Annotated in this window: 14 protein-coding genes; 3 read left to right on the top strand and 11 right to left on the bottom strand. The window is 72.4% G+C overall.

Going from position 1 to position 12,915, the window contains the following annotated elements:
• The first annotated feature begins 39 nt into the window (after nucleotides 1–39).
• Complete coding sequence (locus I8920_RS01560) at nucleotides 40–669, top strand: antibiotic biosynthesis monooxygenase (RefSeq protein WP_198657457.1); 630 nt, start codon at nucleotides 40–42, stop codon at nucleotides 667–669.
• Between the two features lie 21 nt (nucleotides 670–690).
• On the opposite strand, the gene I8920_RS01555 is transcribed toward I8920_RS01560, so the two are convergent.
• From I8920_RS01555 to uriH, 4 genes are read right to left on the bottom strand one after another with little or no spacing between them, the layout of a single operon-like run.
• On the bottom strand, nucleotides 691–1,632 hold the full coding sequence (locus tag I8920_RS01555; RefSeq protein ID WP_198657456.1) for a Ppx/GppA phosphatase family protein: 942 nt from the start codon (nucleotides 1,630–1,632) through the stop codon (nucleotides 691–693).
• Nucleotides 1,633–1,672: 40 nt separating this feature from the next.
• Nucleotides 1,673–2,533 (bottom strand): ribokinase, encoded by an 861-nt coding sequence (locus tag I8920_RS01550; RefSeq protein WP_198657455.1) that lies wholly within the window; start codon nucleotides 2,531–2,533, stop codon nucleotides 1,673–1,675.
• On the bottom strand, nucleotides 2,530–3,960 hold the full coding sequence (gene uriT / locus I8920_RS01545; protein ID WP_198657454.1) for a uridine transporter UriT: 1,431 nt from the start codon (nucleotides 3,958–3,960) through the stop codon (nucleotides 2,530–2,532). The genes I8920_RS01550 and uriT overlap by 4 nt, the downstream gene beginning before the upstream one ends.
• A 5-nt stretch (nucleotides 3,961–3,965) precedes the next feature.
• Nucleotides 3,966–5,024 carry a uridine-preferring nucleoside hydrolase UriH gene (uriH, locus tag I8920_RS01540; protein WP_198657453.1) on the bottom strand — a complete coding sequence of 353 codons (1,059 nt, stop codon included), beginning with the start codon at nucleotides 5,022–5,024 and terminating at the stop codon, nucleotides 3,966–3,968.
• Nucleotides 5,025–5,187: 163 nt separating this feature from the next.
• On the opposite strand from uriH, the gene I8920_RS01535 reads away from it, so the two are divergent.
• Nucleotides 5,188–6,186 carry a LacI family DNA-binding transcriptional regulator gene (locus tag I8920_RS01535; RefSeq protein ID WP_232832783.1) on the top strand — a complete coding sequence of 333 codons (999 nt, stop codon included), beginning with the start codon at nucleotides 5,188–5,190 and terminating at the stop codon, nucleotides 6,184–6,186.
• A 154-nt stretch (nucleotides 6,187–6,340) separates the two neighbouring features.
• Here I8920_RS01535 and I8920_RS01530 read toward each other — a convergent pair whose 3' ends face one another.
• From I8920_RS01530 to I8920_RS01500, 7 genes are all read right to left on the bottom strand, one after another.
• Nucleotides 6,341–8,041, bottom strand: a complete 1,701-nt coding sequence (locus tag I8920_RS01530) for an MDR family MFS transporter (protein WP_198657452.1) — start codon at nucleotides 8,039–8,041, stop codon at nucleotides 6,341–6,343.
• Nucleotides 8,038–8,658, bottom strand: a complete 621-nt coding sequence (locus I8920_RS01525; RefSeq protein WP_198657451.1) for a TetR/AcrR family transcriptional regulator — start codon at nucleotides 8,656–8,658, stop codon at nucleotides 8,038–8,040. The genes I8920_RS01530 and I8920_RS01525 overlap by 4 nt, the downstream gene beginning before the upstream one ends.
• A gap of 50 nt (nucleotides 8,659–8,708) precedes the next feature.
• A complete protein-coding gene (locus I8920_RS01520) occupies nucleotides 8,709–9,191 on the bottom strand; it encodes a GNAT family N-acetyltransferase (protein ID WP_232832782.1) in 483 nt (160 codons plus the stop codon).
• Nucleotides 9,192–9,240: 49 nt separating this feature from the next.
• Entirely contained in the window at nucleotides 9,241–9,930 is a 690-nt protein-coding gene (locus tag I8920_RS01515; RefSeq protein ID WP_198657450.1) for an HAD family hydrolase, read from the bottom strand.
• A 123-nt stretch (nucleotides 9,931–10,053) separates the two neighbouring features.
• On the bottom strand, nucleotides 10,054–10,626 hold the full coding sequence (locus I8920_RS01510) for a DUF3618 domain-containing protein (RefSeq protein WP_198657449.1): 573 nt from the start codon (nucleotides 10,624–10,626) through the stop codon (nucleotides 10,054–10,056).
• Nucleotides 10,623–11,066, bottom strand: coding sequence for a phage holin family protein (locus I8920_RS01505; protein WP_198657448.1), 444 nt, complete (start codon nucleotides 11,064–11,066; stop codon nucleotides 10,623–10,625). The genes I8920_RS01510 and I8920_RS01505 overlap by 4 nt, the downstream gene beginning before the upstream one ends.
• Nucleotides 11,063–11,887 carry a hypothetical protein gene (locus I8920_RS01500; RefSeq protein ID WP_198657447.1) on the bottom strand — a complete coding sequence of 275 codons (825 nt, stop codon included), beginning with the start codon at nucleotides 11,885–11,887 and terminating at the stop codon, nucleotides 11,063–11,065. Before I8920_RS01500 ends, I8920_RS01505 begins: the two co-directional genes overlap by 4 nt.
• Nucleotides 11,888–12,034: 147 nt before the next feature.
• Here I8920_RS01500 and I8920_RS01495 point away from each other — a divergent pair, with 147 nt between their 5' ends.
• Nucleotides 12,035–12,790 carry a glycosyltransferase family 2 protein gene (locus I8920_RS01495; protein WP_198657446.1) on the top strand — a complete coding sequence of 252 codons (756 nt, stop codon included), beginning with the start codon at nucleotides 12,035–12,037 and terminating at the stop codon, nucleotides 12,788–12,790.
• Nucleotides 12,791–12,915 lie beyond the last annotated feature (125 nt).

Raw genomic sequence — 12,915 nt, 5'->3', positions numbered from 1 at the left:
CGACACGAGCCGGAAACACCGATCGGGGAAACTGGTGGCATGACTCCACAAGAGCCAGGGAGCCTGCACTCGCCACCCGTGACCGCAGGCCCGCCCGTCACCGTCTCCATCACCCGTTTGGTCGAATCCGACCGCATCGCCGACGCCACCGCCTGGGTGCAGTCCGGCGTGAACCTGGCGAACCGCTACCCCGGCTTCCTCGGCTCGGGGTGGGTGCGTTCGCGCGCGCAGTCCCGCGAGTGGCACATGCTCTACCGGTTCGCCGACCACGACTCCCTGGCCACGTGGGAGAACTCCGACGACCGGCTGCGGTGGCTCGACCTCGGTCGCGACCTGGTGGTGGAGTCCCGCGTCGAGAAGCGCACGGGCATCGAGGGCTGGTTCGACGTGCCGCAGGACGCCCCGGCGTCGAGCGCTCCCCCGCGGTGGAAGCAGGCGGTGAGCATCTGGCTCGGGTTCTTCCCGGTGAACCTGGCGTTCACGTACCTGATGGCCTGGCTCGTCCCCGCGTTCGGGCACGTCGCGATCCTGCCCCGGGTGCTCATCACGACGCTCGTGCTCACGCCGATCATGACGTTCTGGGTGCTGCCGTTCGTGACGACCCTGATCCGGCCCTGGCTCCTGGCACCGCCGAAGCAGCGCCGCCAGCGCCCGGAACCGCGCCGGTAGCCGGACCGACGCCTGGGCCGACTACGGCGTCCCGAGCACCGACAGCTGGTCGAGCCGCTCCAGGATGACGCCCTCGCGGAGCGCCCACGGGCAGATCTCGAGCGCCGGCAGGTCGAAGATGTCCAGGCACGCCTCGGCGACGAGCGCTCCCGGCACCACCTGGTGGGCGCGGCTCGGCGAGACGCCCGGCAGCGTGGCGAGCTCGTCCACCGACATGGTGAGCAGCTCGGGCAGGCGCTCGCGCAGGACGGCTCCGTCGAGGGAGCGCGGCACGAGCGGACCCGCTGCCGACGGCGCCGCCCCGCAGATCCGGGCGATCGAGCGGAAGGTCTTCGACGTCGCCACGGCGCGGTCAGGCCGGCCCGAACGGAGCAGCAGGCCGGCGTCGCGGGCGATCGCGACGCGGATCTCGTGGCGGATGCGGCGGACGTCGTCCTCGGTCGGGGTGCCGGCGCCGAAGTAGGAGCGCGCGAGCCGCGCTGCACCGATCGGCATCGACCACGCGACGTCCGGTGCCTCGTCGGCGCCGCCGGCGATCTCGAGCGAGCCGCCGCCGATGTCGAAGACCGCCAGGCGCCCGGCGGACCAGCCGAACCACCGGCGCACGGCCAGGAACGTCAGCCGCGCCTCGTCCGAGCCGGACAGGACGGCGAGTTCGACCCCCGTGGACGCCTCGACGTGGGCCAGGACCGCGTCCGAGTTGCCGGCGTCGCGGACCGCCGAGGTGGCGAAGGCGAGCATGTCCTCGCACCCGCGGTCCTCGGCGACGCGGACCGCGTCGGCCACGAACGTGGTCAGGGCGTCGATCCCCTGCCGTGTCACCGCGCCGGAGGCGTCCAGGTGCTCGGCCAGCCGCAGCGGCTGCTTGAACGAGGACGCCGGCAGCGGCGCGGCGCCGCCGTGGGCGTCCACCACGAGCAGGTGGCCGGTGTTGGACCCGATGTCGAGGACTCCCACGCGCATGGCACCACGCTAGCGGGCGGTGAGACCCGGGAGGCCCGTCCTACGCCCGCAGGAACGCCTCCAGCTGCGCGGTGGTCGGGTACGAGGCCTGCGCGCCCGCCCCGGTCGCGGCGTACGCCCCGACCCCGACGGCGAAGCGCGCCGCGTCGACGAGGGTGTCCCCCGCCGCCAGGCGCAGCGCCACCGCGCCCATGAAGGCGTCGCCGCAGCCCGTCGTGTCCACGGGCTCGACGCGGACGGCGTTGATCGACACCGGCTCGGCAGCACCGTCGTGCACCACGCAGCCGGCGCCACCGCGGGTGACGACGGACCGGGCGACGCCGTGGTCGCCGAGCTCGGCGGCCTCGTGCTCGTTGACGAGCAGGACGTCGGTGAGGTCGAGCAGCTCCTGCGGGACGGCGCCGAACGGCGACAGGTTCGTCAGCACCGTCACCCCGGCGGTGTGCGCTGCCCGGGCGGCGGCGAGGACGACGTCGATCGAGACCTCGAGGCAGAGCCCGAGCACCGCGGCTCCCGAGAAGACGTCGGCCGGCACGTCCTCCGGCGACAGCGTGCCGTTCGCCCCGGCGGAGATCACGATGGTGTTCTCCCCTGCGCCGTCGACCGTGATGACGGCGGTGCCGGTGGCGACGCCCTCGCGGACGGCGACGTGCGTGGTGTCGACACCCGCGGCCGCGACGGAGTCGCGGAGCAGCGCACCGTTCCCGTCGTCGCCGACCGCACCGATCATGCGGACCGCGCCCCCGAGCCTCCCGGCAGCCACCGCCTGGTTGGCGGACTTGCCCCCGGGCAGGATCGCGAGGTCGGAGCCCTGCAGGGTCTCTCCGGGCTGGGGGAAACGCGCCGTGCGGACCACCAGGTCCGCGTTGAGCGACCCGACGATCACGATGGTCTCGGTCACCGGACGGTCTCCTTCTGCGGTGCGACGGACGTGGTCTCGGCGCTCTCCGGACGGGGGATGAGGAACGAGATGGCGAGTGCGACGGTCGTGATCGCGGCCCCGAGCAGCATGCCACCGGAGTACCCGGCGGTGCCCGCGGACCCGCCGACCCCGAGCGCGATCTGCAGCGCAGGCAGGACGGCGAAGCTGACCCCGGCGCCGAGGTTGAACGCACCGGCGTTGAGACCGGGCAGGAAGCCGGGGTTCGACTCCGGCGACAGCACGATGCCCAGGCCGTTCAGAATGATGTTCGCGATGCCGGCGTAGGTGATGCCGATCAGCACGGTCGCGGTGACCAGGACGGGCAGCGAGTGCACGCCGACGATCGCCATCAGGACGGTCGAGACGATGCTGCCGACCAGGCCGAAGCGCAGGACCGCACGGTACCCGATCGTCGGGGCGAGGCGCCCGGCGAAGGGTCCGACGACCCAGCCGACCAGCGCGTACGGGGTGAGGAACACGAGCGAGGCGAGGTCGGCCTCCATCCCGAAGCCGGCGTCGCCGTTCTGCGCGAGGCTCGTGACGAGTCCGTTGACCACGGCGAAGACGCCGGTCATGGTCAGGAACGTCGTCGCCAGCAGCGCCCAGGTGGCACGACGCTTCAGGAACCGGGTCTCGACCAGGGGTTCCCGCACCCGCGACTCGACGGCCCAGAACACCGCGAAGGCGACGAGCGCGACGACCACGCCGCCGACCACGAGCACCGGGTTCGCCGCGCCGAGCTTGCCGGCCTCGTTGAACGCCGTGAGCAGGGCCCCGACGCTGATGACGAGCGGGACGACGCCGATCCAGTCCATCCGGGTGCCGGCGGAGGGCTTCGACTCGACACCCCAGACGGCGACCAGGAGCAGGGCGACCACGGTGACGACCGCGATGACCCAGAAGATGCCGCGGAACCCGAAGTTGGTCGCGATCCACCCGCCGGCCAGGGCGTCGACGCCGGCGATGCCTCCGTTCACGGCGGTGAGCAGACCGAGGGCGGCGCCGTAGCGCTTGGGGTCGCTGATCTCGTTGCGGAGCACGAGCAGGCAGATCGGGACGACCGGGCCGGTGACGCCCTGGATGATGCGACCCGCGAACAGCATCGGCACGTTCACCGCGAGCGCGGCGACGATGCTGCCGACGAGCATCACGGCGAGCATGCCGATCAGCACGCGCTTGCGGCCGACGATGTCGGACAGGCGCGGCAGGAACAGCGAGAACAGTGCCGCGAGCGTGAAGTACAGGGTCTGTGACAGGCCGATCGTGGCGTCGTCGGTGCGGAGCTCGCGGGCCATCGTGACGAGGGCGGGGCTGAGCATGCTCGCGTTCAACTGGAACGCGACACAGGCGGCGAGGAGCGCGGCGGTGAGGGCGCCGATCGACTTCTTCGTCGATGTGGTGGTCATGGGGTTCAGATCTCCGGGGTCGTGGTGATGCCGGCTTCGACGGCGTCAGCGGCGGCACGTGGGGTCCAGTCGGTGTCGGCCGTCTCGCCGATGCGCTCGAGGGCGTCGACGACGAGGTCCCAGAACCGGTCGTGGTCGAGCTCCATCGCGGCGCTCGTGCGGCAGTCCTCGGGCGCGGGTGCGCGGAAGTCGGCGACGGTCATGCCGAGGGTCAGGGTGCCCTGGGTCTCGACGCGGATCGGGACCTTCACGGCGCGGACGATCGTGGGGTCGATGACGTACGCGACCGCGCAGGGGTCGTGGACCGGCGGGGCGTCGAAGCCCTGCGCGTCCTTGTAGGTCTGGCCGAAGAAGTCGAGCAGCTCGCCGACGAAGGCGGCGGGGGAGGTGCCGACGGCCGCGATGCGCTCGGCGACCTCCGGGGTGGCGAGGGCCTGGTGCGTCAGGTCGAGGCCGACCATCACGACGTCCCAGCCGGCCTCGAACACGATGGCCGCGGCCTCGGGGTCGATGACGATGTTGAACTCGGCGACCGGGCTCCAGTTGCCGACGTGCACGCCGCCGCCCATGAGCACGACCTGCTTGACGCGCTCGACGATGCGGGGCTCCTTGCGGGCCGCGAGGGCGATGTTCGTCAGACCGCCGGTCGGCACCAGGGTGACGGTGCCGGGCTCGTGCGCCATCACGGTGTCGATGATCAGGTCGACCGCGTGCCGCTCGTCCAGGTCGAACGCGGGCTCGGGCAGCATCGGGCCGTCGAGGCCGCTCTCGCCGTGGATGTCCGGGGCGACCTCGACCTGGCGGAGCAGCGGGCGGGCGGCACCGGCGGCGAAGGGCACCCCGGTGATGCCGGCGATGCGGGCGACGGCCAGGGCGTTGCGGGTGACCTTCGGCAGGGTCTGGTTGCCGACGACGGTGGTGACGGCGAGCAGGTCGATCGCCGGGCTGCCGTGGGCGAGCAGGAGCGCGACGGCGTCGTCGTGGCCGGGGTCGCAGTCCAGGATGATCTTCGCCGGCTCGGTGGCAGCGGACGGGGTCGCGGCGGTCTGGGTCGCATCGGGCACGCTGGGCGCTCCACTTCTTCGGGGAATCGAGGTGAGTGCTCGACGTGGTGGGGATCCGCAGCGCCGACAGAACGTCGACACCGGGGCGCGTCAAGCGTTTGACATCGAAACACGTCAAACGTTTGACGTCAAGTTCGCCGACCGTGCTCGCTAGCATCGAGGGGTGCCCTCCCCCGCCGCCCCGAGCCGTCGCGTGACCGCCGCGATGGTGGCCGAGCGGGCGGGCACGAGCATCGCCACGGTCTCCCTCGTGGTGAACGGCAAGGACCACGGCCGGGTCTCCGCTCCGATCGCCGCTCGGGTGCGCGACGCCGTGGACGACCTCGGCTACGTCGTCGACCACGCCGCGAGCTCACTGGCGCGGGGCAGCGGCGACCTGGTCGTGTTCATCGCCCCGGACCTGTCGAACCCGTTCTTCGCCGAGGTCATCCGCGGCGTCCGGGACACCCTGGGCGACCGGTTCCAACTCGTGCTGTCGGTCACCGAGCGCGGTGCCCAGCCCGTGGCGGCCGACGTCCGGCGCTTCGAGCGGCTGCGGCCCGCCGGGATCCTCGTCGACGCCCCCGCAGCCGGCGAGCCCATGGCCGCGAGCGTGCCCGTGGTGCTGCTCGACGCCCCGGGCGGCGCCGAGGCCGTCAACTACGACCTGTCGACCGGCGTACACGACCTCGTGACGCACCTGCACGCGCAGGGACACCGGCGCGTGGGGTACCTCGACGGCACCTCGCGCGCCACCACGTTCGGCGTCCGCCGCGAGCTGTTCGAACGCGCCTGCGCCGACGCCGGGATCACCGTGTCCGAGGTCACCGCCCGCGCCGACCTCACCGTGGACGCCGCGGCCTCGGCCACCGAGCACGTCATCGAGGCCTGGCAGGACGACGACGTCACCGCCGTCGTCGCGGCCGCCGACACCCTGGCGTACGGGGTGCTGCGGGTCGCGGGGGCGATCGGCATCGCCGTCCCGGGCGAACTGGCCGTCGCCGGGTTCGACGACCTGCCGTCGTCGTCGGTCACCGCGCCGGCCCTGACCAGCGTGGCCCTGCCCGGCGCGGACCTCGGGCGCACCGCGGCGCTGCGCCTGCTCGCGACGCTCGACGGCACGGCTGCCGAGCCCGCGGCCCTGCCGACGCGCCTGGTCCCCCGGGCGAGCACCGGCGCGTAGCGCGGGGCCGCCGCGACCGCACGCGCTGAGCGACACCTCACGCGCGCCGGAACGCGTGAGGTGTCGCTCACTACGGAACGTCGGCCGCGGCAGTGCGCGCGACCGGCTGACGGACGGGAGGCCCGGTGCCAGCTGGCACCGCGCCTCCTGTCCGTCAGTCCGAGGCGTCTCGGCGAGACGCCGGCGTACCGCCTCCCGCGGACACCTCCGCCGGGGTGTGCTCCGCGCGGGCCGCACGCTGGGCGCGGTCGAGCTCGTCGGCCTCGGCGCCACCGACGGCCTCACCACGGGCGACCATGCCGGCGACGTCCGCCAGCTGCATCTGCGGCAGGAACAGCGCGAGCACGAGCGCGGCGGCGATGAACGGCAGCAGGTACCAGAACACCGGTGCCAGCGAGTCGGCGTAGGCGTTCACGATGCCGTCCTGCAGGGCCTCGGGGAGCTTCGCCAGCGCGTTCGGGTCGATGCTCGCGCTGCTCGAGGCCGCCTGCGACGCCGGGATGCCCGCGTCGGTGAAGACCCCGTTGAGCGAGTCCGTCAGCCGCGACGTGAACAGCGCCCCGAAGACGGCGACGCCCAGGCTGGCCCCGACCTCGCGGAAGTAGTTGTTCGTCGAGGTGGCGGTCCCGACCTGCTGCGCGGGGACCGCGTTCTGCGCGACGAGCACCACGACCTGCATGATGAGCCCGAGGCCCGCGCCGAACACGAACAGGTACACGCAGATCAGCCAGATCGGCGTCGTCGCGGCCAGGGTCGTCATGCCGAGCATCGCCAGTCCGACCACCACGGTGCCGGCGACCGGGTACATCCGGTACTTGCCGGTCCGGCTGATGAGCACACCCGACGTGATCGAGGTGCCCATCAGGCCCGCCATCATCGGCAGCATCAGCAGCCCGGAGACCGCGGCCGAGGTGCCGGACGCCATCTGCAGGAACGTCGGCACGAACGCGATCGCCGCGAACATGCCGATGCCGAGCACGAAGCCGATGCCCGTCGCGAGCACGAAGGTGCGGTTGCGGAAGAACGACAGCGGGATGATCGGGTCCTGCGCGCGGGACTCGACGAAGACGAACAGCGCGGCGGCGACCAGGAAGCCGGCACCCCACGCCCAGGTCTCCGGGGCGTCCCAGCCGTGCGCGCGGTTGCCACCGAACTCGGTGAAGAACACCAGGCAGGCGGTCGTCGCCGACAGGAGCGCGACACCGAGCACGTCGATCCGCTTCGAGGCCTTCTTGCTCGGCAGCGTCAGGGCGAACCACGCGACCAGGAAGGCGGCGATGCCGACGGGGATGTTGATCCAGAACGCCCAGTTCCACGTCATGTGGTCGACGAAGAAGCCGCCGAGCAGCGGGCCGCCGACCGCCGACAGGCCGAAGATCGCGCCGAGCGGGCCGAGGTACTTGCCACGCTCCGACGCCGGCACGATGTCCGCGATGATCGCCTGCGACAGGATCATCAGGCCGCCGCCGCCCAGGCCCTGCAGGGCGCGGAACACCACGAACTGCCAGAAGTCGGTCGACAGGGCGCACCCGAGGGACGCCAGGGTGAACAGCGCGATCGCGACGAGGAACAGGTTGCGGCGCCCGATGACGTCACCGAACTTGCCGTAGATCGGCATCACGATGGTCGAGGCGAGCAGGTACCCGGTGGTGATCCAGGCCTGGTGCGCGACACCGCCGAGCTCACCGACGATGGTGGGCATCGCCGTCGAGACGATGGTCTGGTCGAGGCTGGAGAGCAGCATCCCCGCGATCAGTGCGGAGAAGATGATCCAGATCCGGCGCTGCGTGAGGAGCAGCGGTCCGTCGGAGCCTGGGCGGGCACGCTTGGTCGTGCCCGACGCGGTGGCGCTCATGCGGTGGGGTCCTGTCCGGTCGTGATGGCCGCCCTGAGCAGGCGGAGGTTCTGGGTGAGCAGCTCGTCGAACCCGGGTCCGGTCGCCTCGTCGAACGCGTCGTCGAAGTACGTCTCCGCGGTCACCTTCGCCAGCGCGGCAGCCGCTTCGGTCACCAGGCGGGCACGCCGGTCCGCCGGGTCGTCCCAGCCGAAGCGCTGCTGGACCGCCCGGGTGATGCGACCGAGTTGCACGTCGGTCGCCGACAGGAACCGGGCGACGAGCGCCGGTTCCCGTTCGAAGACGCCTCGGACGAGCACCTCGTCGGCGCGGTCGATCCCCACCCGGTGCAGCTGGTCGATGGCCAGCGCCACGATGGAGTCGAGCGGTTCGAGGTCGGCCGGCACGACACCGCCGGCAGCGTAGGCGTCGATCGCCTGGACGTCGGCGTTGATCTCGATGCCGAGCACGGCGTCGTCCTTCGACGCGAAGTGGTTGAAGAACGTGCGCCGGGACACCCCGACGGTGTCGCAGAGCTGCTCGATCGTGAAGCCGTGCAGCCCGTGCGCGATGGTCGCCCGGCGTGCCTCGACGATCATGCGTCGGCGCAGCGCGCGGGTGCGTTCGGTGGTGCTCACCGAACGAGGATTGCACTACCGCGCTGATAGTGCAACCAGAGTGGGTCGGCTCAGAGGGCCTTCTCGAAGCAGAACGACCAGGGCATCGTCGCGACGTACGGCTCGTAGACGTCGATCTGGTGCCAGCCGGTCTTCCGGTACAGCGCCACCGCGTCGGGCTGCTTGTCCCCGGTCTGCAGGATGAGCCGGGCGGCACCGAGCTCACGGCCGACGCGTTCGCACTCGTCGAGCAGGGCCGTCGCCGCGCCCTTGCCCCGCGCCGCGGCGGTCACGATGAGCCGCTTCAGCTCGATCTCGTCGCCGAGCCGGCGGATCGCGATGTGCCCGACCGGCGCACCGGCCTCGTCGACGGCGAGCAGCGACGTCACCACGGTCGCGGGGTCGACCGCGAGCGCACGGCTCCGTTCGGCCGTGACGGCGGGGTCCTCGCCGGCGTTCGACGCCCCGTAGCGTTCGTGCATCTCGTCGTCCATGCGCGCGCGGAGCTCCACGCTGCGGGGGTCGTCCCAGGAAACGCGTTCGATCGTGATCACGATCGACGATCCTGACACGGACGACCGTCGCCCCGGAAACCCGGTGCGCTCAGGCGGGCGTGCCCAGCGCGGCGATCGGCCCCTCGCCCGCACGGAACGCCGCGAGCACCGCCGCGGCGTCGTCGTAGACCTCGGCCGCCCCGGCACCGCGGAGCTCGTCGCCGCCGATGCCGCCGGTCATCACCCCGACGCTCGTCACCCCGACCCGGCCTGCCGACTCGACGTCCCACATCGCGTCGCCCACCATCACCGCGGCGTCCGCGGACACCCCGGCCCGGTCGAGCGCCACCCGGATGATGCCCGGATCCGGCTTCGCCTGCTCGACGTCCTCGGAGCTGGTCTCGGCGGCGACCCACTCGCCGGCGTCGAGCAGCTCGCGCATCGGGGCGAGTTCGTGCTCGGGAGCGCTCGTGGCGAGCACCACCGCGTGCCCGGCCTCGGCGACCGCCCGCAACAGTTCCCGTGCACCCGGCAGCAATCGCAGTCGCGGCACCTGCTCGGTGTAGTACGCGGTGTGGAACTGCTTCGCGGTGGCACGGGTGTCGTCCGAGGCGTCGGGCAGCAGCGTCTCGAGCAGCTTCGCCGAGTCCATCCCGATCGCGCGGTGGATCCGCCAGGCGTCGACCGACTCACCGACCGCCAGGAACGCCCGCCACCACGCGTCGATGTGCGCGTAGTTCGAGTCGACCAGGGTGCCGTCGATGTCGAAGAGGACTGCTGTCGTGCGTGTGTCGGCCATCCGTCCATGCTGCTCGGGAGGCCCGGATCGCCTCCCAGCCGCAGGACGACGGGAGGCCCGTGGCGGTGTCGCCACGGGCCTCCCGTCGTCGACGCGGTCGGCGCGCCGGCTCAGCTGCTCGCGTCAGCCGTTGCGGACGTCGTCCGCAGCGCCCTGCGCGGTGTCCTTCACGTCGGACGCGGCGCCCTGCGCCTCGCCCTTGACCGTCTGCGCGGCCTCCTGCGCGGTGCCCTTGAGGTCCTGCGCGTGCTCCTTGGCGGCGTCGCCGAGCTGCGAACCGAGGTCCTTGGCCTGCTCCTTGACGTCGTCGACGAGCGGGGCGGCCTTGTCCTTCAGCTCGCCGGCGAGCTCCTCTTCCTTGTCGGTCGTCGGGATGAGCGACGACACGAGCCAGCCGGCACCGAAGGCGATGAGACCGACGGCGAGGGGGTTGCCCTTGGCCTTCTCGACACCCTTGTGCGCGGCGTCCTTGGCCTGGTCGGTCGCGTCCGAGGCGGAACCGGAGGCACTCGAACGAGCCGACTGCGCTGCGCCCATGACGGACTCGCGGACGTCCTGGAAGCGGCTCTTCACCTTCTCGCTCTGGCGGTGGGCGATCGACGACGGGCTGACCTTGTCGGCGAGCGCGTCGACGTCGGAGCCGAGTTCGCCTCGGGTGCGCTCGATGTCGGCGCGGATCTCGTCTGGGGTGCTCATGGCTTCCTCCCGGTGTTGGGCTTCAGTGTCTCGGGGACTTCCTTGGCGGTCTCGACCGTCTGCGGGGCGCCCGTGATCTCCTTGATCTCCTTGCGTCCGCGGACGGCGAGGATCGCGGCGACGACGGCGTAGACCACCGCGATGATCAGGGCGGACCAGGCGTTGCCGATGAGGTAGCCGAGGCCCCACCACGCGGCGATCGACAGGAACAGCAGGGCGAACAGCGCGGTGAGCCCGGCGCCGCCGAACATGCCGCCCGCCTTGCCGGCCTTCTTCGCGGAGTCGGTCAGCTCGGCCTTGGCGAGCGCGACCTCCTGCCGGAACAGGGTCGACAGGTCGCGGGACACGTCGGACAACAGCTCGCCGAGCGGCGTGGTCGCGGCGCGTTCCTCGGGCGTCGGCTCACCGAGGGGTGCCGCGCCGGGGACGGACTGGCTCATACGCCGCTCCCCGTCCCGGTGGTGCCGTCGCCGGCCTCCTTCTCGTGCTTGATCTCGGTCGCGAGCGCCTTGGTGAGACGGCCGGCGAGCAGACCCGCACCGGCGGCGATCGCGATGAAGGTGCCCGGACGCTTCGCGGCGAAGGACTTCACCTCGTCGAGCAGCGAGCCCGGGTCACGGTTCTCGAGGAACCCGGCGGCCGACGTCGCGCGGCCGGACAGGTCACGGACGACCTTCGACGCCACACCCTGCTCGTCGTCGTTCTCGGCCATGCGGCCGAGCTGCTCACCGATGCTGCGGAGCCCACCGGCGGCGCGCTGCTGCTGGTCGGCAGCCTGGTCCTTCAGCGTGCTGCTCGCCTGCGCGTAGAGCTGCTTGGCGTGGTCGGTCGCCTCGGAGGCGACGTTCGAGGCCTGCTCCTTCGCGGTGCCCGCGACGTTCGCGGCCTTCTCCTTGGCGTCGCCGGCGACGTCCTGGGCGGCGCCCTTGGCCGCGTCGGCCTTGCCGGAGCCACCGCTGGAGTCGGAACCGCTCCCGCTCGTGCCGCCCGTGGTCGCGCCGCCGGACAGGGGCGTGGTCGGGGCTGCCGGCAGCTGCTCGTCGGCGGGGACGGCGTCGAGGGGCGCGTCGAAGGGCACACCTGCGGCGTCGCCGTACGGGTCGTAGGTCTGCGACGCGTCGGGGTCCGAGGGGCGGGCGGCGGGGGTGCCACTCGCGTAGGACGGCACGGTCACGCCCGGCGCGACCTCGTGTCCCTCGGTCGCCGCGGTGCGGTCGTGGATGGGGGTCCCGGAGTCGTTCCCGGGTGGGTTCGTGGTCATGGTCGGCCTTCCGGTTGTCGTCGTCCCCGGCGTGCACCGGGGGCGTGTCCTCACCGAACGTGCGCGCCGACCTCTGGGTCGGGACACAGGAACGTCGCAGAACGCGGTCCGATCGTCCACACAGCGACGAGCCGGTTGGATCGGAGGGTGTTGCGTGTCTCGGTCGTCATCCCCGTGCGGGACGACGCCGTGCACCTGCGCAGGTGCCTCGACGCCCTGGCCGTGCAGACCGTCCGCGCCGACGAGGTCGTCGTGGTCGACAACGGCAGCAGTGACGACAGCGCCGCCGTCGCCAGGTCGGCCGGCGCGGTCGTGCTGTCCGAACCCGTCCGCGGCATCGCCCGGGCCTCCGCCCGCGGGTACGACCGAGCGTCCGGCGACGTCATCGTGCGACTCGACGCCGACTCCGTCCCGCCACCCGGCTGGATCGCCGAGGCCGTCCGGCTGCTCGACGCCCCCGAGGTGGTCGCGGTGACCGGACCCGGACGGCCGTACGACGGCGGACGCCTGCTGCGGTGGACCTGGGACGCGGTCTACATGGGGCCGTACTTCGTGCTCATGCGGGGCGCGCTCGCACGCCCACCGCTGTTCGGCTCGGCGATGGCGATGCGCCGGTCGACGTGGGCCGCCGTCCGCAGGCGAGCCCACGTCGACGACCCCGAGGTGCACGACGACGTCGACCTGAGCATGCAGCTCGACCCGGCCTGGCGGGTCCTGGCCGCCCCCTCGCTCACGGTGCTGGTGTCCGCGCGACCCTTCTCGGGCCTCGGGTCCGCCTGGCTCCGGACGCGACGCGCGTTCCACACCTTCCACGTGAACGGGCGGCGGGCGAACCCGGTTCGGCGGTGGGCACGACGCCTGCGAGCGGAGTCGCGGGTCCGGCGGTGGCGGCGCACCCACTGAGCGCCGACCCGGGCACCGGCGACCGCGCCAGCGCCAGGCCACGGGACGGTGACGGTCAGGACTGGCGCCGCCGTCGTTCGGTACGTTCGTGAGAGCGGGTCACGACCCGACGTGACCGAACGAGG

Origin of the sequence: Curtobacterium sp. YC1 (assembly GCF_016267665.1) — a bacterium.
Classification (GTDB): Bacteria; Actinomycetota; Actinomycetes; order Actinomycetales; family Microbacteriaceae; genus Curtobacterium.
Note: the sequence above shows the minus strand (reverse complement) of the source record. Positions and strands in the feature narration are given on the sequence as shown.